Genomic DNA, 23834 nt, shown 5'->3' on the forward strand with positions numbered 1-23834 from the left:
CGGTTTCGCAAATCACACCTTGATGCCGGCTCGAACCGCTGTCAATGGCTCGGGACTGACTACGATGAACAGATGGCCGACCAGCTGATCACCCTGTCCGACGTGGCGACCGCGGCTGGGGTCTCGCTGTCGACGGCCTCCAAAGCTCTCAACGGCACCGACCGGATCTCGGCCGCGACCCGCGAGCACGTGCGCGTCACCGCGGACCGGCTCGGCTTCCGGCACAACGCGCTGGCCCGCTCCTTCGCCCGCGGCCGCAGCCAGACCATCGGCGTCCTCACCCACCGCGCCTCGAACCCGTTCAGCCGGGTCGTGCTGGCCACTGTCGCCGCCGAACTTGGCGCCAAGGAACAGGCCGTCCTGCTGTACGACGCCCGGATGGACGAGCAGGACATCACCGAGAGCGTCCTGCAGTTGCGCGCCCGCCGGATCGACGGCGTGATCGTGATCGGCACCGGCACGTCCTTCCCGACCCCGTCGCTGACCGACCGGTTCGAGGTCCCGGTGATCAACGCCTTCACCGTCACCGAGGACCCCGCAGACGTGACGATCACCGCGGACGACGTCGCCATCGGCCGGCTGGCCGCGACCCACCTGCTGGCCGGCGGCCGCCGCCGGATCGTCCACCTCACCGCGGAGCCGCACGACCTCGCCGCGCAGCGCCGAGCGGAGGGCGCCCGTGAAGTGCTCGCCGCGGCCGGCCTCGACTGGGCGACGCCGGTTCGCTTCGGCCGCTGGCGCGAGGAATGGGGCGAGGAGGCCGCGACCGAGGTGCTCGCCGCGGTGCCCGACGTGGACGCGATCTTCTGCGGCAGCGACGCGATCGCCCGCGGCGCCGAGCGGGTGATCCGGGCCAGCGGCCGCCGGGTGCCCGACGACGTCGCGCTGATCGGCGTCGACAACTGGGAGCAGCTGATGCACGACCAGCGGGTCCGCCGGCACCTGACCACCATCGACGTCGGGCTCGAGGAGATCGGCCGCCTGGTGGCGGATCGCCTGCTCGAGCCCGACCTCGAGCCGGGCATCCAGTACGCCGTACCTCAACTGGTGATCGCGGACACCGCCTGATCGTCAGTGTGGATCGAGTAGCGCGGCATGAACCCGAGGAGTTCCCGAGCCCGGGAGGTGTCGACCAATGACCCGCGACCGGCGACCGGCCGCCGCAGCGGAACCGTCGGGGCGTACTCGCGGAGCAGTTCGTCCGTCGGGCGGTCGATCAGGATGTCGGCAGCGGCAAGTCCGACCACGTGCGCCCCGGATGTCTCGCATTCGAGCGCCGCGATGATCGCCCGGACACCGTCGCGCAGATCGAGGTAGGCCCATCCTTCCCGCGCCATCGACGCCGGGTCGCGTTCTGCGTTGGCCCGGAACCGCAAGAGGTGCTGCTGCGACTTCACCAGCGGGAAACGCAGGGCGATCACGTCGGTGCCCCAGCGCCGCCAGACCATCCGGGCCGTCTGCTCGTCGACGTACTTGGACAGCGAGTAGGCATCGGTGATGTCCACCGGCACGTCCTCGTCGAGCGGGTAGTACGCCGGGACCACCGGGTTCACGTTCATCGGTACGCCGAACGCGTTGATGCTGCTGGCGATCACGGCCCGGCCGATCCCGCGCTGCCCGGCCTGGGCCAGCACGTTGAAGGTCGCGGCGACATTGTTCTCGAACACCTCCTCCGGCGTACCGAGGCTCGGATGCGGGATAGCGGCCAGATGCAGGACGGCATCCACGTCCTCCAGGGCCGCGGCGACATCGAGGGGTGATCGCGCATCGCCGACCAGCGGGCGGTCCGCCCGACTCTCGTGGTCGTAGCCCAGCGACAGCCCGGTCACGCCGTACCCGGCGTCACGCAGGCCGGCCACGGCGGCCCGGCCGATCGATCCGTCCGCCCCCGTGACCAGGACCCGAGTCACGCCTTGATCCCGCCGGACAGACCGACGCCCCGCAGGAACGCCCGCTGGAAGACGAGGAACAGCGCCACCGGGATCAGCAGCGCCAGGAACAGCCCCGCCAACTGGATGTTGAGTTCCGTCACCTTCGCGATCTTCGGCAACGCCACCGAGACCGGCTGCAGATCCGGATTCGTCAGCACCAGCAAAGGCCACAGATAGTCCTTCCACGAGGAGATGATGCTGAGCAGCAGAACCACACCGAGGATCGGGCGCGACAGCGGGAGCACCAGTGCGGTGAACACCCGCAGCGAGCCGGCGCCGTCGATCCTGGCCGCTTCGAAGTACTCCCGCGGGATGCTGTCGAAGAAGCGCTTCACGATCAGCACGTTGAACGCGCTGGCGGCCGGGGGTAGCCAGACGGCCCAGAACGTGTTGGTCAGGTTGGTGTGGACGACCGGGAGCTTCAGCACGGTCAGATAGAGCGGGACGAGCGAAACGATGTGTGGCACGAACAGCGTGACCAGGATCGCCGCGGACAACACCGAACCCCAGCGAGGCCGGAGCACGCTGAGCACGTAGCCGGCCGTCGTACAGACGATCAGCGAGCCGAGCGCCGTACCGGCAGCGATGATCGCTGTGTTGCCGAGGTAGTAGCCGACGTGACCCTGTTGCCACGCAGTACCGAGGTTCTGCCACTGCACCTCGCCGGACGGGAACAGCGCGAGTGGCTTGCGGATGCTGTCCTGGGTCGGGGAGATCGCTGCCTTGAGCAACCAGAGGAACGGGCCGAGCCCGGCGACCAGCAGGCCGGCGAACACCACCACCTGCCCAATGACGAACGGCACCCGGACCCGCCGCCGCGTGCGGTCGGTCTGCGAGAGCAGTCCGCGCTCGGCGCTCACTCGGTGCTCCAGCGACGCGTGGCGAGCTGGAAGCCGGCCGAAAGGACGGCGAGCGCCACGGCGAGCAGCACGCTCAACGCGGTGGCCGCGCCGTAGTCACCGTTGACGAAGGCGTAGTTGTAGATGAGCAGCAGGATCGTCAAGGTCGAGTTCTGCGGTCCGCCACCGGTGAACAGCAGTGGCTCGGTGAACAGCTGCATGGTCCCGATCACCTGCAACAGCAGCATCAGCAGCAGTACGCCGCGCAGGTGCGGCAACATCACGTGCCAGACGCGTCGCACGATGCCCGCACCGTCGAGCTCGGCCGCCTCGTAGAGATCGGTCCGGACCGAGGTCAGCGCGGCCAGGTAGATGATCACCGCGTTGCCGGCGCCGGCCCAGGTCGCCTCGAGCACGATCGACGGCATCGCCGAATGCGGACTGTCCAGCCAGGGAAAGGGCCCGAGGCCGAACACGCCGAGGATGCCGTTGAACATCCCGTTCGGCGACGGGTCGTAGAAGAACCGCCACAGCAGGATGGCGACCACCGGCGGAGTGATCACCGGCAGGTAGGCCAGCGTCGTGTAGGCCCAGGACCGGCCGCGCAGCTCGGACAGGAACATCGCCAGCAGGACCGGCAGCGGAAACCCGAACAGCAAGGCCAGCAAGGTGAACCAGACCGTGTTCACGGTGGCCTGTCCGACCGCGGGATCGGCCAGGACGTACCGGAAGTTCTCCAGCCCGACCCACTTCACCGGATCGACCAGGTTGGTCTGCTGCAGGCTCATCACCAGGCCTTTGACGATCGGGCCCCAGGAGAAGAGCAGGAAGACCAGGAGTACCGGCAGGGCGAACACCACTGCCGGTACTCCGTTGCGCAGACGCCGGAGCAACTCAGCGCCCGAGCTTGGCGTTCACCGTGGCGGCGGCCTTGGTCAGCAGCGCCGGGATGTCGGCCTTCGCGTTGCCCAGCACGGTCTGCACGACCGGGTCGAGCGCGGCGTACACCTCCTGCGCCTTCACCGGCGGCTCGGGGATGATCTTCTGCTCGGCCGCCACCTTCGTGTACGGCGCGAAGTTATCCAGCGGCACGTTCACGTACGGCTTGATCCAGGACTGGTACGTCGCGTACTTGTCGGCTGCGATCACCGGCAGACCCGGGACGCCGACCGGCTGCTTCGCGGCCACGCCGTTCTTCGCACTCATCACGGCGGCGTCCTGCGTCACGTACTTGTTCAGGTTGGCGAACTTGATCCACTTGATCGCGGCGGCCTTCTCGGCGTCTGTCGCGGTCTTGCTGACGATCTGGACACTGCCACCGGTGAGAGTGCCGTGGTCCCCACCCTGCTGCGGGAGCGGCCCCACTCCGAAGGACGCCGGCTTGAGCCCGTTGGTGACGACCACAGAGCGGTACATGTCCGGGGCGCCCATGTACATGCCGATCTTCCCGGCCGCGAACGCCTTCTGGATCCCGTCGTAGTCGTAGAGCACGGCCTGGCCCATCGACTTGTCGACCCACTTCATGTCGTGCAGCGCCTGTAGCGCCGCCCGCGACGGCGCGTCGTCGAAGGTCGCCTTGGTGCCCTCGGCGTTCTCGATCGTGCCGCCGTACGCGTAGGTCTGCGTGGTGAACATCCAGCCACCGGTGTTGGTGGTGGTCATCTGCCCGTAGCCGGCCTGACCGGTCTTCGCCGCGATCTGCTTGGCGTCCGCGCGGACCTCGTCCCAGGTCGCCGGCGGCTTGTCCGGATCGAGGCCGGCCTTGGTGAACAGGTCGCGGTTGTAGATCAGCCCGATCGAGTACGCCGCGGTCGGGATCGCGTACACGTTGCCGGCCTGGTCCTGACCGATCTTCAGCACGTTCGGGTTGAGCTCGGCCAGCAGCCCGTCGTCCTTCACCGCCTTGGTCAGGTCGGCGACCTGCTTGCGGGCGATCATGCCCTGCGGCTCGGTGAACGGCACGCTCAGTACGTCGGGCAGCTGCCCGCCGGCAGCCTGGGCCTGGAACGTGGTGGCGTCCCAGATGGTCTCGACCGGGTTCAGCTTGATGTCGGGGTTGGCCTGCTGGAAGTCGGCCACCTTCTTGTCGAACTGCGCCCGGTTGGTCGGATCGGCGCTGCTGGGCCGGTCACCGACGGTGATCGTCACCTGGCCGCCGGCGCCGGAATCACCGGCCGTGGACGGTGCGCTGGAGCAGGCCACCAGCCCTGCCAGCAGCGTGACGGAGGCGGAGAGCGCTGCGGTGGAACGGATTGCGGTTGTGGTCATCGGAACTCCTCAGCGGGGATGGCGATCGTCGCACCGATCGTTTCGCAGAGTAGCGCAACCGCTTTCGCAAAAGCTAGGGTTCAATTTCTGCGGCGCTGAATCCGGTCCGTCGGCCGGACCGGCCGCCAGCTGGGAAAGGACATCCATGCACGAGCAGCACTGCCCAGTACTCGTCGTCGGTGGCGGCCTCGGCGGGATCGCGGCGGCCCTGACGGCGGCGCGGCTGGGCCACCGAGTGGTGCTGACCGAGGAGACCGACTGGCTCGGCGGCCAACTCACGGCGCAGGCCGTGCCACCGGACGAGCATCCCTGGATCGACTCGCAGTACGCATCGCCTAGCTATCGCGATCTGCGCAACCGGATCCGGGACTACTACCGCCGCAACTACCCGCTGCGCCCGGAGCCGGCCAGGAATCCGGTGCTGAATCCCGGTCTCGGCTTCGTCAGCCGGCTCTGCCACGAGCCGCGGGTGGCCGTGGCGGTGATCGACGAACTGCTGGCGCCGTACCGCTCGGCCGGTCTGGTGACGACCCTGCTCCGACACCGGCCCGTGTCGGCCGCCACGGCCGGCGACCGGGTCGAGGCGGTGACGTTCCGGCGACTGACCGACGGGCTCGAAGTCACCGTCTCGGCCGGATATGTCATCGACGCCACCGAACTAGGCGACCTGCTCGAACTGGCCGGCGTCGAGCACATCATCGGGGCCGAAGGCAACGATCAGACCGGTGAGCCGCACGCACCCGCGCAGGCCGATCCGCTCGACCAGCAGGCGGTCAGCTGGTGTTTCCCGCTCGAGCACCGCGACGGCGAGAACCACGTCATCGATCGGCCGGCCGGCTACGACCACTGGCGGACCACGGTGGCGCCGTTCTGGCCAGGGCCGCAGTTGTCGTGGGTGGACGTCGACCCGGTCGAGCTGAAGCCCAGGGAGCGCCGGATCTTCGACGGTGCTCCCGACGCCGCCTTCGTGCTCGATCATTGGCACTACCGGCGGATCCTGGCCCGCAGTCAGTTCGCGGGAGAGCTCATCCGCTCGGACGTCACCCTCGTCAACTGGCCGCAGATCGACTACTGGGAGCTGCCTCTCCTCGGGGTCGATGCGGCGACGACGCAGCGCGCGCTGGCGGGAGCACGAGATCTCTCACTGTCCTTCCTGTACTGGATGCAGACCGAAGCTCCGCGCCCGGACGGTGACACCGGCTATCCCGGACTCCGCCTGAGACCCGACGTCGTCGACACCGCCGACGGCCTCGCGAAGGCGGTGTACGTACGGGAATCACGCCGCATCCAGGCCGAGTTCACGGTGCTGGAGCAACACGTCGGCGTCGAGGCGCGCGGCCAGGACGCAGGCTCGGAGGTGTTCCTCGACAGCGTCGGCATCGGGTCGTACCGGATCGACCTGCATCCGAGTACCGCCGGCCGGACCTATGTCGACGTCGACAGCTTTCCGTTCCAGATCCCGCTGGGTGCCTTGATCCCGGTCCGGGTGGACAACCTGCTGCCCGCGAACAAGAACCTCGGCACCACCCACATCACCAACGGCTGTTACCGGCTGCATCCGGTCGAGTGGAGCATCGGCGAGGCTGCCGGTGCGCTGGCCGCTCAGGCACTGGCCACCAACCGGCCGCCGCGGGACATCCGGAACGATGCACGCCGGCTCGAACAGTTCCGCGCGCTGTTGTCGGGCTCCCTCGGCATCCCGCTGGCGTGGTCCGACGAGATCCGCACCCACCCGGCCAACTGGCAGCCGTCCACGAACTGACTTGTCAGGAGACGACGTGAACAACCCGGAATCGCCGGCCTTCGGCGTGAACTACGTTCCCCGCGAGCAGTGGTGGAACGCCTGGCTGGATTTCGACGAGGCGTCGATCGCGGACGACCTCGCCGCGATCGCGGCACTCGGCTGCGACCATGTCCGGATCCAGTGCCTGTGGCCGGTCTTCCAGCCGTTCCCGACCTCGGTCTCGGCGACGGCGATGTCTCGCCTGTCCACCGTGCTGGACCGGGCTCACGCCGCCGGGCTGGACGTCTGGGTCACCGTGCTGAACGGATTCCTCAGCGGCTGGGTCTTCCGACCCGCCTGGATGCACGGCCGCAACGTCTTCACCGACCCGCTGGCGATCTCCGCGGCCACGACCCTGCTCGGCGCCGTCGCCGAAGTCGTCGCCCGACATCCCGCGGGCGCCGGCGTGGACCTCGGCAACGAACCCAACATGCTGACCGGTTTCGAGCGCGAGCCGGTCAGCGAAGCGGACCTCGACAGCTGGGCACGGGCCATGATCGCGGCGGTCCGGTCGGCGGCACCGGACCTACCGGTCGTCCTCGGCGCGGATCACCAACCCTGGATGACCGCGAAGACCGGCTTCGGCCGCCCGCTGCTCGCGAACGAACTCGATGTGACGACCGTCCATGCCTGGCCGTACTTCAGCGGCTTCCTCGGCCGCTTCGGTGAGGACAACGACGTCTCGTGGGCGATCGGCGCCTATCTTGCGCGGGTCGCTGCCGCCTATCAGTCGCAGCCACGGCCGATCTGGGTGCAAGAGATCGGCGTCGCCCCTGAATGGGTCGCCAAGGTCGCCGTCGAGGATGCGGCCGAGCAACTGATCCGCGAGGCGCTGTCCGTGCCCGAGGTGGCCGGGTTGTCCTGGTGGGCGTCGCACGACATCCGCACCGACCACACCGGCTTCAACTCGATCGAGTACGACCTGGGCCTGCTCGATGTCCATAATCGCGTCAAGCCGGTCGGCCGGCGATTCGCCGAGACGATCGCCGACCTCCGGCGTACCCGGCCCGCTGCGCCGGACGTTGCTCAGGTCGTCCTGTCCCCCGACGCGATCGCGGACCTCGACTTCGCCGATCGGTGGGCACGCGGCTGGGTCGCCGGCGGCCCACCACGCATCATGCTGGCAACTGAGGACTGACGCTCTACTCAGGTTTCCAGGCGATTACCTGGCCGCGTTCGACGATTCGGCTTTGCAGCTTGGCGATGTCGACGGCTTGTACGTCGGTCTGTGCCCGCAGCGCCTGCACAGTGGCGACCGCGGCGGACTCGGCCAGGACACAGAAGACCGGCTCCATCCGGGTGGCGGCGTAGCCGATGTGGCTCGCGGACAGGCAGACCGGGACGAGGAGGTTGCCGCAGTCGGCCTGCTTCGGGACGACCGCCCGGTAAGGAATCGGGTACGGCTCCCCCGTTCCCAGGTGGCCGCCGATGAACATGTCGCCCTCGGTGGCCACCCCGAGTTCGCCGGTCTCCGGGTCGCGGTACGGGATCCGCCGTACCGGATAGACGTCGACGCCGAACAGCGCCAGGCCGATGCTGTCGCTCGCGTCGGTCTGGTTGATCACGTCGGCGTGCGTCACGGTGTAGCTCCCTTCGAGCCGGCGGGTCACCCGCACGTACAGCTGCGGCGGCCACCCGTCCGTGTCGGGGAAGACACTCGCATCGAGACCGTAGGCCGCCGTTTCGGCGCGAAACTCCTCCGGTACAGAGGGATCGGTCGACAGGAAGTGGTGCAGGCCGCGGAGGTAGTCGAGGTGCCCGCGCCAGATTCTCGAACGGTCGTCCCAGCTCCCGTCCTGGTACTCGCGGCTGACTCCCAGCGGAGCGTTCGTGATCAGCGATGCGCGCTGATAGTTGTACTCGCCGGAGTTGATCCAGCCCGGAAAGATGCCGCGGAGTGCTTCCAGGTCGTTCGCGAGGTGCGCGACGTAGCGGCGTACCAGTTCGTACTGGTCGGGGGAATAGTCGTCGGGCGGGTTGAGCGGGGCGCGTCGGGCCGGGTCGGTGGTGACGTAGAAGCGGTAGTTGTAGGCCTGCGTGTAGCCGTCCGCGGCTCCGACCGGGAGTCCGTGATCAGGATCGAGCAGCGGAAGCAGACCGCTGGTGCTGTCACCCGGTACGACGTACGGGTCGATCGGTGTCCAGTTGGTGACCGGCCGGACGCCGGCGACCTCTTCGCCGAAGGCGTCCTGCGACTCGCGCCCGATGCGGTAGGGGACGTCGGCCCGTGCCATCAGATCGCCTTCGTACGACGCGTCGATGAAGACAGCTGCCCGGACCTCGTCGTCGGGGGTGGACTCCGAGGCAGGCAACGGCACGCCCCACCTGTCCGGCTGCGAAGTCTCCAGCTGGATGGACGCGATGCGGCTGCCTTTCCGGGTCACCGAACGAACGCGGCGGTCGAAGATGACCTCGATGTCCGTACTCGCGACCCAGCGGTGGAACGCGCGCATAACCTCGTGCGGCCGGTCGCCGAAGCCGAACACCACGTCACGGGTCAGCCCGCCGACCGCGGCCGGGATCGGGGCGTCCTGGCCCGGTTTGATGCCCGCACCGAGCATGCCACCGAGCCGACTCCCGGGCTCGACGAGGACGACGGACGCGCCCTCCTGGTACGCCGTCATCGCGGCGACGCACCCCGCCGCCGTACCTCCGTACACACAGACATCAGCCGTTGTCGTCATGCCATGTACTGTCCCGCTTCGGCAAAGTGCATGGACATAGCGATATCGAGCACAGCCATGTACTTTCTTTCCATGCTGACGCTGGACGGCTACCTGCTGGCGCGCCGGGCGCAGTTCAGCCTCGCCGTCGACAGCTACGACACCTGGTGCCTGCTGCTGCCGCGCACCGGAGCCTTCGCCTACGAGGTGTCGGGCGGCAATTCAGGTGTGGCCAGATTCGGCGACCTCGTGATCTGCCCGCCGGGTGGAACTCTGCGACGCAGGATGCTGAGACCGACGTCGTTCTTCCATGCCCGCTTCAGCACCCAGCTCGAGCCGCCGGTCGGCTGCACAAGGCTCCCCGACCCCGACCGGCTCCGCGCCGACCTGGCGATGCTCGACTCTGCCGAGGGGTACGCCGACGTGGTGGCCGCACACGTCGTCACCGACCTCATCTTGCTGATGCTGCGCGCCCACCGAGCTGCTCCCGGCGACGAACTGGTCCGGCGCGCCACGGCGTACCTGCTCGAATACTTCGCCTCGCCGGATCTCTCCCTCGCCGACCTGGCCACGACCCTCGGCATCAGTCCCGGGCAGCTCTCCCGGCGCTTCAAAGCGGTCCAGGGAATCTCCCCGATCGCCTACCTGCGGAACCTCCGCCTCCAGAAGGCCCGCGAACTCCTGACCGAGACCGACGCCACCCTCCAAACCATCGCCGAACGCTCCGGCTATCGAAGCGCCTTCTACCTCAGCCGCGTCTTCACTCACCACACCGGCCACCCCCCGTCCCACCATCGCAACGTCAACCGGGTCTGATCCGGCCCGGAGGGTCCCGGCTGAGGCTGCGGCTACACTCCTTCGCCACTATGGAGCGACCTTTGAGTACACCGCGCCGGCGAACCGCACCGCCGATGGGCTGGAACAGCTGGGACTGCTACGGATCCACCGTTACGGAAGAGGAGGTGCTCGCGAACGCCCGGTTCATGGCGGAGCACCTGCTCCCCTACGGCTGGGACACCGTGGTGATCGACATCCTCTGGTACGAACCGGCGGCCAGATCGCATGGCTACAACGACGATCCCGACGTTGTCCTCGACGACCACGGCCAACTCCTGCCCGCACCGAACCGGTTCCCGTCGTCAGCCGGAGGCAACGGCTTCGCCCCGCTGGCCGCGGAGATCCACCGGCTCGGCCTGCGGTTCGGCGTACACATGATGCGGGGCATCCCGCGGCGAGCAGTCGAGCGCGACCTGCCGATCGCCGGTACGCCGTGGACCGCGCGCGACGTCGCCGACACGTCGTCGGTGTGCCCCTGGAACCCGAACAACTACGGGCTCGACCACGACCACCCCGGCGCGAGTGCGTACTACGAAGCGCAGGTCGGACTGCTCGCCGATTGGGGAGTCGACTTCATCAAGGGCGACGACTTCCTCTATCCCTACCAGGCAAGGGAAATCGCCGCGTACGCCGACGCCGTGAAGAAGTCCGGACGACCGATCGAGTTGAGCCTGTCCCCCGGGCGGGAACTGTCGATGGCGAACCTGCCGCACCTGCGCGAGCACTCGTCGATGTGGCGGATCTCGGACGACCTGTGGGACCGCTGGGACGACATCGAGGCCCAGTTCACCCGTCTCGCCCGCTGGGCACCGGAGTCGGGGCCGGACGGCTGGGCCGACGCGGACATGTTGCCGCTCGGCCGGATCGGGATCCGCGCCGAGCGCGGTGACGACCGGTTGTGCCGGCTCACTGCAGCCGAGCAGCAGACGATGATGAGCCTGTGGGTCATCGCGCGGTCGCCGCTGATGGTCGGCGGTGATCTGCCGACGTCGCCGAGGGCAACGATCGACCTCCTCACCAACCGCGACGTCCTCGAAGTGCTGACGGCAACCAAGGACAACCGCGAAGTACTGCGGGACGGCGACCTCGTCGCCTGGACAGCTACTGCGACCGCACCCGGGCGGCCGGGTTCTCGATACGCCGCCGTCTTCTGGCTCGGCGACGAACCACAGCGGGTGACGGTTCCGTTACTGTCCATCGGAGCACGCGAATCGGACCTCGTGACCGACTTGTGGACCGGTGGAACGCTCTGTCCGGACAGCCTCGGACTGCCGCTGGAACTGGACTCCCACGGCTCCCGTTTACTGCGGCTCGACGACGACCGGTGAGATTTTGCCGCTAGAGTGTTAGCGTTCACACTTATCAGGTCCGAGCGAGGAGAACGATTTATGAGTGCGAGCGCGTCACGTCCGCCGGTGATGGCAGATGTGGCGCGAGTGGCCGGCGTTTCGCACCAGACGGTCTCCCGCGTCCTGAACAATCTGCCGAACGTCCGGCCGAGCACCCGGGACCGGATCCTGCAGGCGATCGACGAGCTGGGCTACCGGCGCAACCTGACCGCCCGCGCCCTGGTCACCCGGCATTCCCGGGTGCTCGGCGTGGTCAGCTTCGACACCACCCTGTTCGGTCCGGCGAGCACGGTGCACGGCATCGAGCAGGCAGCCCGCGATGCCGGGTACTTCATCAGCATCGTGAGCCTCAAGGCGATCACCCGGGACAGCGTCGAGGACGCGATCCATCACCTCGCCGGTCAGGGCATCGACGGGATCGTCGTGGTGGCTCCGCAGCGGCAGGCGGCCCGTGCGTTGTCGAGCATCCCCGACGACATCCCGGCGGTTGCCGTCGAAGGTGGCCGGGCCCGGCGGGTGCCGGTCGTCAGCGTCGACCAGGTCGGTGGCGCGCGGCTCGCCGTACAGCATCTGCTCGAACTCGGTCACCAGACCGTCTGGCACATCGCCGGGCCGGAGGAGTGGCTCGAGGCCGAAGGACGGCTGAAGGGCTGGCAGGAGACGCTCGAGGCGGCCGGCCGGCCGGTACCTACGGCCATGACCGGCGACTGGAGTCCCCGGTCGGGGTACGAGGCCGGTCTGCGGCTGCCGTCGAGCGCGACGGCTGTCTTCGTGGCCAACGACCAGATGGCCCTCGGCCTGCTCCGGTCGCTGTCCGAACGCGGCGTGCGGGTCCCCGACGACGTCAGCGTGGTCGGGTTCGACGACGTACCCGAGGCCGAGTTCTTCAGTCCCCCGCTGACGACCGTGCGCCAGGACTTCACCCTGGTCGGCCGGTACAGCATCGAGCTGCTGCTCGAACAACTCGCCGAGGACCCGCCGGCCCGGCGGCGCCGCGTGGTCGTGCCCGCGACGCTGGTCCGGCGCCGCAGCACCGCCGCACCGGCCGGCGCCTGAGACCATGCCCTTGACCACCACACGTACCGCTGGAGAGCATTGTGAACGCTAACAGTCCTACTGAACCGGAGCCGGGGTTCGTCGTCGGCATCGACTTCGGCACCTTGTCGGGGCGCGCCGTCGTCGTCCGCGTCTCCGACGGCGAGGAGCTCGGCAGCGCGGTTCACGAGTACTCCCACGGCGTGATCGAGACCAGCCTGCCCGGCTCCGGCGTCCGGCTCGGCCCGAACTGGGCCCTGCAGTCGCCGACCGACTGGATCGACGTACTGCGCCGCGCGGTACCCAAGGCGCTCGCCGTCTCGGGTGTCGATCCCGCCGAGGTGATCGGCATCGGCACCGACTTCACCGCCTGCACCGTGCTCCCGACACTCGCTGACGGCACGCCGCTGTGCGAGCTGGACGACCTCGCCGCCCGGCCACACAGCTGGCCGAAGCTCTGGAAGCATCACGCCGCCCAGCCGCATGCGGACCTCATCAACGAGGTCGCCAGGCAGCGCGACGAACCGTGGCTCGGCCGGTACGGCGGCAAGATCTCCTCGGAGTGGGAGTTCGCCAAGGGGCTGCAGTTGCTGCAGGAGGACCCGGAGATCTACGCGCGGACCGAGCGGTGGATCGAGGCGGCCGACTGGATCGTCTGGCAGCTCACCGGCACCGAGTCCCGCAACGTCTGCACAGCCGGCTACAAGGGCATCAGGACCGAGCACGGCTACCCCTCGCGGGAGTACCTGACCGCGCTCGACCCCGCCTTCGGCGACTTCACCGACAAGCTCGCGAACGAACTGCTGCCGCTCGGTGCGTCAGCCGGACGGCTCAGCGCCCAAGCGGCCGAGTGGACCGGACTCCCGGCCGGCATTGCCGTTGCCGCAGGCAACGTAGACGCCCACGTCACCGCCGCGGCCGCAGACGCCACCCGCCCCGGCCAGCTGGTAGCGATCATGGGTACCTCGACCTGCCACGTGATGTCGTCGGACCACCTCGCCGAGGTACCCGGGATGTGTGGCGTCGTCGACGGCGGCATCATCGACGGGCTCTGGGGCTACGAGGCCGGCCAGTCGGCGGTCGGCGACATCTTCGGCTGGTTCGTGGACACCTGCGTTCCCCCGGCGTACGTGGCCGAGGCGGAACGACGCGGCGTCTCCGTGCACAGCTATCTGGAAGAGCTCGCGGCCCAGCAGCCGGTCGGAGCCCACGGTCTGGTCGCGCTCGACTGGCACAACGGCAACCGGTCGGTGCTGGTCGACCACGACCTGTCCGCCGTGATCATCGGCCAGACGCTCGCGACGCGGCCGGAGGACACCTACCGCGCGCTGATCGAAGCCACCGCGTTCGGCACCCGCCGGATCGTCGAGGCCTTCGAGGAGACCGGCGTCGCGGTCGAGGAGTTCATCGTCGCGGGCGGCCTGCTGAAGAACCGCCTGCTGATGCAGATCTACTCCGACGTACTGCGCCGGCCGATCTCGGTCGTCAGCTCCGAGCAGGGCCCGGCCCTCGGGTCGGCCATCCATGCAGCCGTTGCCGCCGGCACCTATCCGGAGGTGCCGACGGCAGCGGCGTCGATGGGCCGGCGGATCGAGTCCGCCTACCAGCCTGACCAGGGCCGCGCCGACAGCTACGACCGGCTGTACGCCGAGTACCGCGGGCTGCACGACTGGTTCGCCGGCGAGGCGTACGGCGGCAACGGCGTACTGCACCGTCTTCACAAACTCAGGAACGAGGTAATCGGATGACCTTGCCGCCCGCAGTCGCCGACCTGCGCGAGCAGGTCTGCGGCCTGCACACCGAACTGGTCAGATACGGGCTCGTCGCCTGGACCGCCGGGAACATCTCCGGCCGGGTCCCCGGCGAGGACCTGTTCGTGATCAAGCCCAGCGGCATCTCGTACGACGACCTCACGCCCGCCTCGATGGTCGTCTGCGACCTCGACGGCACCCTGGTCGACGGCGAGCTCGCGCCGTCCAGCGACACCGCCGCGCACGCGTACGTCTACCGCTCCAGGCCCGACATCGGCGGCGTGGTGCACACCCATTCGCCGTACGCGACGGCCTGGGCCGCTCGCGACGAGCCGATCCCGTGCGTGCTGACCGCGATGGCCGACGAGTTCGGCGGCGACATCCCGGTCGGCCCGTTCGCCCTGATCGGCGACGACTCCATCGGCCAGGGCATCGTCGCCACGCTGGCCGAGTCCCGCTCGCCGGCGGTGCTGATGCGCAACCATGGCGTCTTCACCGTCGGCAAGGACGCCAAGGCGGCCGTCAAGGCAGCGGTCATGTGCGAGGACGTCGCCCGCACTGTCCACCTCGCCCGGTCCGGCGGCCCGCTCGTTCCCATCGACCCCGGCCACATCGACAGCCTCTACCACCGCTACCAGACCGTTTACGGTCAGCGCTGAACCCCGGAGCCCTCATGAAAGCTTCCCGCCGACCCCAGCTCTGGTTCCTCACCGGGAGCCAGGGCCTCTACGGCCCCGAGACCCTCGACCAGGTCGCCGCCCAGTCGCAGCAGATCGTGACCGCGCTGAACGCCTCCGGCGACCTGCCCGCCGAGGTGGTGTGGTTCCCGGTCGTCACCGACGCCGCGGCGATCAAGAACACCATCCTGAAGGCGAACCTCGACGGCGAGTGCATCGGCGTGATCGCCTGGATGCACACCTTCTCGCCGGCCAAGATGTGGATCGCCGGCCTGGAGGCGCTCCAGCTGCCGCTGCTGCACCTGCACACCCAGGCGAACGTCGGCCTGCCCTGGGCCGAGATCGACATGGATTTCATGAACCTGAACCAGGCCGCCCACGGCGACCGCGAGTTCGGCTTCATCCAGACCAGGCTGGGGATCCCGCGGACCACCGTCGCGGGGCATGTCAGCGACCCCTCGGTCACCGCGCGGATCGGCAGCTGGGCCCGGGCCGCGACCGGCCTGGCCGAGTTGCGCTCGATGAAGCTGGCCCGCTTCGGCGACAACATGCGCGACGTCGCCGTCACCGAAGGCGACAAGGTCGAGGCACAACGCCGGTTCGGGGTCTCGGTCAACACCTACGCGGTGAACGACCTGGTCGCCGCGGTCGACGCCGTACCGGATGCGGACATCGACGCGCTCGTCAAGGAGTACGACGACACGTATCAGCTGGTCCCTGAGCTCCGGTCCGACGGCGAGCGACACGACTCGCTGCGCTATGCCGCGCGGCTGGAGGCCGGTATGCGGGCCTTTCTCGAGGCCGGCGACTTCACCGCTTTCACCACGAACTTCGAAGATCTGGGTGGGCTGCGCCAGCTACCAGGACTGGCCGTCCAGCGCTTGATGGCCGACGGCTACGGCTTCGGCGGTGAGGGCGACTGGAAGACCTCGGTGCTGCTCCGCACCCTCAAGGTCATCGCCGGCGACCGGCCGGGTGGGACCTCGTTCATGGAGGACTACACCTACCACCTGGTTCCGGGCGAGGAGCTCATCCTCGGCGCGCACATGCTCGAGGTCTGCCCGAGTATCGCGACCGGTACGCCGTCGATCGAGATCCACCCGCTCGGCATCGGCAACCGCGAGGACCCGGTCCGGATGGTGTTCGACGCCGCCCCGGGTGCCGGCCTGGTGGTCGGGATGGCCGACCTCGGCGAGCGGTTCCGGCTGATCGGCAACGAGATCGACGTGGTCGCTCCCGAGCAGCCGCTCCCCCGGCTCCCGGTCGCCCGGGCGGTCTGGAAGCCGCGGCCGGACTTCCGTACGTCGGCCGAGTCCTGGCTGACCGCGGGCGCCCCGCACCACACCGTGCTCTCCACGACGGTCACGTCGGAGGAGCTGGACGACCTCGCGACGATGCTCAAGACCGAACTGCTGATGATCGACGACAGCACCGACGTCCGCCACCTCCAGCAGGAGATCCGCTGGAACCAGGTCTACCACCGCCTCGCCCTCGGCTTCTGAGCGCCGCGGGCGAAACCCTCTGAGCCGTAGCTGGACCGTCCGGTCCAGCTACGGCTCATGAGGTCAGGAGGCCCTTGACCAAGGTGGAGACGCCGCCGGCCAGGGCGAGCAGGAGGACGAGAAGCCGCGCGATCCGATCCGGCAGCCGACCGGCGAGTCCGCGGCCGATCAGGGCACCGGCGGACAGGCCGGCTGTCGCGGCGATCCAGCTGCCCGGGCGGAGCTGGGGCAGTCCGTTCGAGAGCACCGAGAAGATGTTCACCACAACGCCGTAGAACAACGCGTTGGGGACGAACTCCCGAATCGTCCAGCCCGCGTTGACGGCGTACAAGGAGATCGGCGGGCCGCCGAGGCCGGCTGCTGCGTTCATGAAACCGCCGGCCGCGCCTGCGGTCAGCGCTCCGCCGAGACCATTCAGCGCTTGCACGCGAAGGCCGCTCATCACGAGTACTACGGCCGCGGTCACCAGTGCGCCCATGCCGGCAAGCAGAACCGGCTCGGGCAGCTGGTTCGTCACCCAGCTCCCGAGCGGAACTGTGCACGCGGCGGCGAGCACCAGCGGGACCATCGCTCGCAACCGGACGTTGACCCAGCCGCCGGTCAGCCCGACCAGGCAGATGACGCCCGATGCGCAGTTCGCCAAGGCCACCCCGTCACCAGGGCCGAGCAACAGGATCAGAGCCGGTACGGCGACCAGCGCGAAGCCCATCCCGGTCAGCCACTGCACCGACGCGCCCAGCATGACTACGCCGGCAAGGAGCACCTCCCCGGACCAGGCAACTCCGGCGGCGGACATGCCCGAAGCCTAGACGGGCCTACCCGCAGGTGGACTGACCGGTTCCGGTCACTTGGCCGCTCTCCCTTGCGTTCCACGAAGGCCCCGACCAAGATCTGCGGAGTTGCTTGGAAAAGGCTTTCCGTCACTCTCTGGAAGGTATGGATGTCCGAAACCATTCGTCGCGTCGCGATCGTCGGGACCGGTGGGATCGCCACCGCGCATGCTCAGGCAGTCGCGGCCCAACCGGGGCGTGCGCGGCTGGTGGCAGCGGTCGACGTCGACCTCGGGCGGGCCGAAGCGTTCGCCAAGACCTGGGACGTCCCGGCGGCGTACCCGAGTCTGACCGCGCTGCTCGCCGCCGGCGAGGTCGACCTGGTCCTGCTGTGTACCCCGCCCGGATCCCACGTACCGCTGGCTGCCGAATGTCTGGCGGCCGGCGTGGATGTCCTGGTGGAGAAGCCGCCGACCCTGTCACTGAACGAGCTGGACGAACTCATCGAACTCGAGAGCCGTTCCACCGCCCGAGTGATCTGCGTCTTCCAGCATCGCTTCGGATCGGGTGCCGTGCGGCTGCGCCGGCTGGCCGCGGACGGTCTCCTCGGCCGGCCGCTCGTCGCCACCTGCCACACCCTCTGGTACCGCGACGACGCGTACTTCGCCGTACCGTGGCGAGGCACCTTCGAGATCGAGGGTGGTGGCCCGACGATGGGCCACGGGATCCACCAGTTCGACCTGCTGCTGTCGATCCTCGGTCCGTGGGAGCAGGTCACCGCGGTCGCGGCCCGGCAGGCCCGGCCCACCCAGACCGAGGACGTCTCGCTGGCCCTGGTCACCTTCGCCAACGGCGCCGTCGCCTCGATCGTCAACTCACTGGTATCAGCTCGCGAAACCTCGACGCTGCGGTTCGACTATGAGCACGCGACCGTCGAACTCGAGCACCTCTACGGCTACAGCGACGCCGACTGGATCGTGACGCCGGCACCCGGCCACGAAGCCGTCGCTGACGCATGGTCGGCCGACGCAGCAGACATCCCGAGCGGTCACAGCGCGCAGTTCGCGGCGGTCCTGGATGCGAAGGACGCGGGCCGGCCGGCTCCGGTGTCGCTGCAGGATGCGAGAGACACCACGGAACTGATCGCCGCGATCTACGCGTCCGCTTTCACCGGAAAGCCCGTACGACGAGGCGAGCTCGACCCGGCGAATCCTTTCAGCGTTCGCATGGACGGGACGGGTGCTCCGTGGGCTACTTGACCGCGCCGGCCACCAGGCCCGCCACGTAGTACCGCTGGAGCAGTAGGTAGAGCACGATGCAGGGGATGGCGGTGACCGCGACGCCGGCCTGCATCAGGCCCCAGTTCAGCGTGCCCAGTTGGTTGGAGGCGAGCACGGTCAACGTCACCGGCAGCGTGAACTTGGACTCGTCGGTGACCAGGATCAGGGCCGCGAAGAACTCGTTCCAGGACGCGAAGAACGTGAACAACGCAGTACTGATCAGGCCGGGGATTGCCACCGGCAACAAAACCCGGGCCATCGCGCTGACCAGACCGCAGCCGTCGACCAGCGCCGCTTCCTCGATACTGGCCGGCACGGACGCGAAACTGTTGCGCATCAGGAAGATCCCGAACGGCAACTGGAACGTCGTGTAGACCAGCGTCAGCCCCAGCAGAGTGTCGCTCAGGCCCATGTCGTGCAGGATCGAGAACAGCGGCGTGATGATGGCCTGGAACGGGATCATGAAGGTCGCCAGGATGATGAAGAAGAGCACCCCGCTGCCCCGGAACCGCAACTTCGCGAAGCCGTAGCCGGCCAGCGTCGCGAGCAGCATCGTCAGCAGGGTCGTCCCCGCGGCCACCAGCAAGCTGTTGCTGACGTGCTGCCAGATGCCGAACTGCCCGGTGTTGCCGAGCGCCCGGTAGTTCTCCAGCGACAGGCCGTGCGGGTAGAGCGTCGGTGGATTCTCCGTCGCCTCGCTGGGCTTCTTCAGCGACTGCGAGACCATGACCGCCAGCGGATAGAGGACGAGGACGGAGACGCACACGCAGGCGATCCACCAGGCGGCCCGGGGCAGCGTACTGCGTACGTCGGCGAGCGTTGTTTTCATGAGTGGTCCGAATTCCGCAGGAGCAGCATCTGCACGGCGCTGACCGCCGCGAGCGCCACCATCAGGATGGCCGACAACGCGGCGCCGTAGCCGAGGTCGAAGTTGATGAACGAGGTGCGGTAGATCTGGTAGACGGCGGTGATCGTGCCGTTGGACGGCCCACCCGCGGTCATGATGTAGAACTGGTCGAACGCCAGCAGCGAACCGGCCACGGAGAACACCAGGACCAGGGCCAGTGTCGGGCGCAGCAACGGCAAAGTCACGTGCAGGAAGGCTTTCCAGCGACTCGCGCCGTCGATCCGCGCCGCCTCGGTCAGCTCCCCCGGAATGGCTTGCATGCCCGACAGCAGGAGCAGCATCTGCATGCCGGTGACCTTCCATACCACCATCGCAGTCACCACGAGCAGGCCGCTGGTGGCAGTGGCGAACCAGTTCGTGTCGCGACCGGCGAGTCCGAACCGGGCGGCCAGATCCGCCAGCGGACCGAGGCCCGGCTGCGCGAGGTACAGCCAGAGGAAGGCACCGGCCGCGAACCCGATCACGACCGGCAGGAAGAAGATCGACTGGAACACCCGGGCCGCCCGGCCGCCGCGATGAACGAGGAACGCGACAGCCAGGCCTGCGACGAGCAGGATCGGCGTGATGAGCACCGTGTAGGTCAAGGTGAACCGGATCGCGTGCAGCCAGTCGGTGTCGTGGATCGCCCGGCGGTAGTTGGCCAGCCCGGTGAAGCTGTGGTCACCGAGCAGCGGCCAGTCGTGCAGCGACATCCAGAACGTCATCACGAGCGGGACGAGGAAGAACACGGTGACGACCACCAGGGCCGGCGACACCATCGCCATCCCCATCAACTGGCGACGTCGGCGGGTGGACAGCCAGGGCCGGCGAGGCTCGGCCGCTCTGGCGACCGGTCGGCTCGGCGCCACCGGTGGGCTGATGGTCTTGGTCATGAGGCCTCCGCGCTCAGCCCTTGTCGATGATCTGCTGAGCGGCCGTCTGCGCCGCCGACTGGGCACTCTTGACGTCACCGGTGCCGAACACCGCCTGGTTGATCAGCTTCGACCACGGGCCGTTGTTGTCGTTGATGATCGCGTTCTCGACCACGCTGTACGGCGTCTGCCCGACCGCCATCGCCTGCCCGAGGACCTTGTACCGCGGGTCGAGCGGCGCGTAGATCTTGTCGATCAGGTCCGTCCGGACCGGGACGATCGCGTTCTTGGCCAGGATCGTCTGAGCCTCTTCGCTGGTGGCCCACTTGACGAAGTCGTACGCGACCGCCTTGTTCTTGGCGCCTTTCGTGACAGCGATCTCGTCACCACCGGCGAAGGAGGCCGAGCCGCCGTCCTTGCCGACGATGGGAGTGGCGCCGAAGTCGATCTTCTTGTCCGCCACCAGCGTCTGCACGAAGAAGGCGCCGAGGTTCACCATGCCGACCTTGCCGCTTTGGAACGAGGCCGGTTGCACGCTGCCGTTGTCGGTCTTCGCCGATGGCGGCATCAACCCTTCGGTCCACAGCTGGCGGTAGAAGGTGAGCGCATCGGTCACCTCCGAACTGTCGAAGGCCGCGCTCTTCCCGTCGTCGGACAGCACCTTGCCGCCGCTGGCCCACACATGCGGGGCGAACTCGAAGATGTTGCAGCCACCGCACTGCCCGGCCATCGTGAAGCCGTAGTAGTCGGGGCCGAGCTTACGGATCGCCCGTGCGTCGGCCAGCATCTCGGCAAAGTTCTTCGGCGACTTGGCGGGGTCGAGACCCGCCTTCTTGAACAGATCCTTGTTGTAGAAGGTGACCGACGCCTCCGCGGTGAACGGCAGCGCGTAGGTCTTGCCCTCGAAGACGGCCAGCTTCTTGTGCGCCGGGCTGAGTCCGTTCTTCCAGCTCAGCGAGTCGAGCACCGGCGTGAGATCGTCGAGCACGCCCTTGGACGCGAAGTAGGGCAGGTACACCAGGTCGATCGAGGCGATGTCGGGCCCCGAGCCCGAGGCCGCCGCCGTACCGAATTTCTGGACGAAGTTCGCCGACGGTACGACGGTGACCTTCACCTTGCCCTCATGGGTCTTGTTGTACTGCTCGGAGAGCAGGTTGATGAATCCCTTCGCGCTGTCGCGCACCCACAGCGTCGCGGTACCGGTCGGTTTGTCGGTCGCGGCCGACTTCTGGTCTCCGCCACCGCCACCGCATCCCGCGAGCAGGAGTGCGAGAGCGCCGGCGGCTGCTACGAGTCTCGTAGATCTCATGACGACTTCACTTTCTGCTCGCGGTAGCCGCGAGCGGGGATCTCAGGCGAGCGGGAGCCAGACCCGCATGGCACCGGGGCCGCGGTTGGCCCAGGCCTGGTACGGGACAGCGGTGACGATGATCGGAGTGCCGGTCGAGGAAGTCGATGCGTAGGGCTGGTACAACGCTGCGTCGAGCGGGCTCACCAGGGCTGACAAGCGGAGCCGGACACCGTCCGGGCCGGGCTCCTCGACGATGGTTGCCGAGGGCTCCAATCGCAGCTGCTCGACCAGGATCCCTTCGGGCAGGTCGGCCTGCTCCACGCAGTAAACGATGGGTCCGCGTTCGATTGCCACACAGCCGCGTACTGCGTCGACGCGGTCGTCGGCGCGCACGAGTCGCGGGGTCATCGGCAGCGTGAGCCGTACCGTGGCGCCGTCGTCGCAGGAGACCCGCAGGTAGTCGCCCGGGATCGGCTCGGCCAGTACCTTCCCCTCGGTCACGTCGACGGTGGCGCCCGCGGCCCAATTCGGCACCCGGATCGCGAGCTCGCCGCGACCTCTGACGGTCACCATCACGTCCCCGTCCCACGGGTAGCCGGTCTCCACGACGGCTGTCAGGTTCCCCGCGGTAAAGGTGCCTGCGGCAACGAGATGCAACTGCAGGCAGGTCGCGTCGGAGGTGGCCGCGTAGCCGTGCAAGGACGCGTACAGCCGGGCAAGGTTCGGTGGGCAGCAAGCGCAGTCGTACCACGGGAGGCGCTCGCTCGGAGCGTCCTCGCTGGAGCCGTCGTGGCCGGTCCGCAGTTGCAGCGGGTTGGAGTAGAAGAACGCGGTGCCGTCGTGCGCTATCGATGCCGCGATGGCGTTGAGCAACGCACGTTCCATCTCCTCGGCGTACCGGGCCTGGCCGGTGGCAAGGAGCATCCGCCAACACCATTGCAGGGCGGCGATCGAGGCGCACGTTTCGGCGTACGCGCGGTCCGGCGGCAGCTCGTACGGATCTCCGTATGCCTCGTCGCGGTGGCGGGAACCGTGGCCGCCGGTGAGGTACATCTTGGTGCCGAACGCGCTGTCCCACAGCTGCTCCATCGCTTGGAGCAGCGTTTGATCGCCGTTCTCGAGGTACAGGTCGGTGACTCCCGCGGCCAGGTACAGCTGCCGAACGGAGTGCCCGATGGCCTCGGTCGCCTCGCGGACGGGCAGGTGATCCTGGTAGTACTGAGACCCGAATCGCCCGGCCGGCAGGCTGCCGTGGCCGCGCCGCTCGACCTGGAGTTCGGCCGCATGCAGGTAGGACTCCTCCCCCGTCTCGCGGTAGAGCTCGATCAGGGCCGTCTCGACCTCGGGATGCCCGTCGATGATCGGCCGGCCGTCATCGCCGAACGCGGTCACGATCAGGTCGGCCACCCGCCGTGCGATCGCGAGGAAGCGCTCGTCACCACCGCCACGGTGCAGTGCCACGGCGGCCTGCATGAGGTGGCCGGCGCAGTAGAACTCGTGGGTGAACTCGGGGTGGCTGAACGGCTCCTCGTCCGGCTTCCCTTGAACATAGGTGTTGAGGTAGCCGTCCGCCTTCTGCACCTGCTCCAGCAGGTCGGCCAGCTCGGACAGCATCGGCACCCACCGGTCGGTGCCCGAGCGGCCCATCTCCCAGCCGATCGCTTCCAGCGTCTTGTAGAGATCGGAGTCGGCGAACCAGAACCCCCGGAAGTCCTGCTGCGGATGTTCCTCGGTCAGGCGGCGGAAGTTCGCGATGACGCCGGTGCGATCGACGTTGTCCACGCAGTGCGGAATCGTGGCCGTGGCGTTGAGCTCCTGCCAGCCGCCGAGCAGGGACGCGGGATCCAGTCGTACCGCGCTCAACGCCAACGGCTCGAGCTGCGGCCGCCGTCGCGGCGCGGCCGGGCCAGGGATCTGGGTACGGGCCGGGGCAGTACGAATGTGAGCGTTCACATTTTGCCTCTCGAAGCGGATGCCAAGAAGAAGATGGGAAAGTTAGAGAAAATTGTTTCCCGCCGGTCAACATAGAACTCCCGCCTGGTCCCGTCAAGACCCGGTCCAGCCGGTGTACCGTGTGGGAAAATCTTTTCTCACCGATCA

The 23834-nt window shown here is 68.3% G+C and carries 20 protein-coding genes; 10 read left to right on the forward strand and 10 right to left on the reverse strand.

All coding sequences use genetic code 11. From position 1 onward, the window contains the following. Positions 1-72 precede the first annotated feature (72 nt). Positions 73-1068 carry a LacI family DNA-binding transcriptional regulator gene (locus tag DIZ26_RS29745; RefSeq protein ID WP_198676351.1) on the forward strand — a complete coding sequence of 332 codons (996 nt, stop codon included), beginning with the start codon at positions 73-75 and terminating at the stop codon, positions 1066-1068. Here DIZ26_RS29745 and DIZ26_RS29750 read toward each other — a convergent pair. From DIZ26_RS29750 to DIZ26_RS29765, 4 genes are read right to left on the reverse strand one after another with little or no spacing between them, the layout of a single operon-like run. Further along, entirely contained in the window at positions 1041-1910 is an 870-nt protein-coding gene (locus DIZ26_RS29750; protein ID WP_112247561.1) for an NAD-dependent epimerase/dehydratase family protein, read from the reverse strand. The two genes, DIZ26_RS29745 and DIZ26_RS29750, sit on opposite strands and share 28 nt — an antisense overlap. Continuing rightward, entirely contained in the window at positions 1907-2791 is an 885-nt protein-coding gene (locus DIZ26_RS29755) for a carbohydrate ABC transporter permease (RefSeq protein WP_232828688.1), read from the reverse strand. Before DIZ26_RS29755 ends, DIZ26_RS29750 begins: the two co-directional genes overlap by 4 nt. Continuing rightward, positions 2788-3630 (reverse strand): carbohydrate ABC transporter permease, encoded by an 843-nt coding sequence (locus DIZ26_RS29760; protein WP_232828689.1) that lies wholly within the window; start codon positions 3628-3630, stop codon positions 2788-2790. Before DIZ26_RS29760 ends, DIZ26_RS29755 begins: the two co-directional genes overlap by 4 nt. Positions 3631-3664: 34 nt before the next feature. Further along, complete coding sequence (locus DIZ26_RS29765; RefSeq protein WP_112247565.1) at positions 3665-5038, reverse strand: extracellular solute-binding protein; 1374 nt, start codon at positions 5036-5038, stop codon at positions 3665-3667. A 145-nt stretch (positions 5039-5183) separates the two neighbouring features. Here DIZ26_RS29765 and DIZ26_RS29770 point away from each other — a divergent pair, with 145 nt between their 5' ends. Both DIZ26_RS29770 and DIZ26_RS29775 read left to right on the forward strand, forming a co-directional pair. Then, positions 5184-6800, forward strand: coding sequence for an FAD-dependent oxidoreductase (locus tag DIZ26_RS29770; RefSeq protein WP_112247567.1), 1617 nt, complete (start codon positions 5184-5186; stop codon positions 6798-6800). Between the two features lie 16 nt (positions 6801-6816). Beyond that, complete coding sequence (locus DIZ26_RS29775; protein WP_157979848.1) at positions 6817-7959, forward strand: glycoside hydrolase 5 family protein; 1143 nt, start codon at positions 6817-6819, stop codon at positions 7957-7959. Between the two features lie 4 nt (positions 7960-7963). On the opposite strand, the gene DIZ26_RS29780 is transcribed toward DIZ26_RS29775, so the two are convergent. Continuing rightward, positions 7964-9505, reverse strand: coding sequence for an FAD-dependent oxidoreductase (locus DIZ26_RS29780; protein ID WP_112247572.1), 1542 nt, complete (start codon positions 9503-9505; stop codon positions 7964-7966). 72 nt (positions 9506-9577) lie between these two features. Between DIZ26_RS29780 and DIZ26_RS29785 the strand changes: the two genes are divergently transcribed. The 6 genes from DIZ26_RS29785 to araA all read left to right on the forward strand — a co-directional run bounded on the left by DIZ26_RS29785 (position 9578) and on the right by araA (position 16635). Next, entirely contained in the window at positions 9578-10300 is a 723-nt protein-coding gene (locus DIZ26_RS29785; RefSeq protein WP_157979849.1) for a helix-turn-helix domain-containing protein, read from the forward strand. A 62-nt stretch (positions 10301-10362) separates the two neighbouring features. Continuing rightward, a complete protein-coding gene (locus DIZ26_RS29790) occupies positions 10363-11649 on the forward strand; it encodes an alpha-galactosidase (RefSeq protein ID WP_232828690.1) in 1287 nt (428 codons plus the stop codon). 60 nt (positions 11650-11709) lie between these two features. Then, a complete protein-coding gene (locus tag DIZ26_RS29795; protein ID WP_198676353.1) occupies positions 11710-12726 on the forward strand; it encodes a LacI family DNA-binding transcriptional regulator in 1017 nt (338 codons plus the stop codon). 41 nt (positions 12727-12767) lie between these two features. After that, positions 12768-14453, forward strand: a complete 1686-nt coding sequence (gene araB, locus DIZ26_RS29800; RefSeq protein ID WP_198676354.1) for a ribulokinase — start codon at positions 12768-12770, stop codon at positions 14451-14453. After that, positions 14450-15115, forward strand: coding sequence for an L-ribulose-5-phosphate 4-epimerase (locus DIZ26_RS29805; protein WP_112247582.1), 666 nt, complete (start codon positions 14450-14452; stop codon positions 15113-15115). The genes araB and DIZ26_RS29805 overlap by 4 nt, the downstream gene beginning before the upstream one ends. A gap of 14 nt (positions 15116-15129) precedes the next feature. After that, complete coding sequence (gene araA / locus DIZ26_RS29810) at positions 15130-16635, forward strand: L-arabinose isomerase (RefSeq protein ID WP_112247584.1); 1506 nt, start codon at positions 15130-15132, stop codon at positions 16633-16635. A 55-nt stretch (positions 16636-16690) separates the two neighbouring features. On the opposite strand, the gene DIZ26_RS29815 is transcribed toward araA, so the two are convergent. Further along, on the reverse strand, positions 16691-17431 hold the full coding sequence (locus DIZ26_RS29815) for a sulfite exporter TauE/SafE family protein (RefSeq protein WP_112247586.1): 741 nt from the start codon (positions 17429-17431) through the stop codon (positions 16691-16693). Between the two features lie 144 nt (positions 17432-17575). On the opposite strand from DIZ26_RS29815, the gene DIZ26_RS29820 reads away from it, so the two are divergent. Then, on the forward strand, positions 17576-18664 hold the full coding sequence (locus DIZ26_RS29820) for a Gfo/Idh/MocA family protein (protein WP_112247588.1): 1089 nt from the start codon (positions 17576-17578) through the stop codon (positions 18662-18664). On the opposite strand, the gene DIZ26_RS29825 is transcribed toward DIZ26_RS29820, so the two are convergent. From DIZ26_RS29825 to DIZ26_RS29840, 4 genes are read right to left on the reverse strand one after another with little or no spacing between them, the layout of a single operon-like run. After that, entirely contained in the window at positions 18657-19514 is an 858-nt protein-coding gene (locus DIZ26_RS29825) for a carbohydrate ABC transporter permease (RefSeq protein ID WP_112247590.1), read from the reverse strand. The two genes, DIZ26_RS29820 and DIZ26_RS29825, sit on opposite strands and share 8 nt — an antisense overlap. Then, positions 19511-20464: a carbohydrate ABC transporter permease gene (locus DIZ26_RS29830; protein WP_198676355.1), complete on the reverse strand. Its 954-nt coding sequence runs from the start codon at positions 20462-20464 to the stop codon at positions 19511-19513. The genes DIZ26_RS29825 and DIZ26_RS29830 overlap by 4 nt, the downstream gene beginning before the upstream one ends. A gap of 13 nt (positions 20465-20477) precedes the next feature. Then, positions 20478-21752: an ABC transporter substrate-binding protein gene (locus tag DIZ26_RS29835; RefSeq protein WP_112247592.1), complete on the reverse strand. Its 1275-nt coding sequence runs from the start codon at positions 21750-21752 to the stop codon at positions 20478-20480. Between the two features lie 42 nt (positions 21753-21794). After that, on the reverse strand, positions 21795-23687 hold the full coding sequence (locus tag DIZ26_RS29840) for a glycoside hydrolase family 127 protein (RefSeq protein ID WP_198676356.1): 1893 nt from the start codon (positions 23685-23687) through the stop codon (positions 21795-21797). Positions 23688-23834 lie beyond the last annotated feature (147 nt).

Origin of the sequence: Kribbella monticola (assembly GCF_003261635.1) — a bacterium.
Taxonomy (GTDB): domain Bacteria; phylum Actinomycetota; class Actinomycetes; order Propionibacteriales; family Kribbellaceae; genus Kribbella; species Kribbella monticola.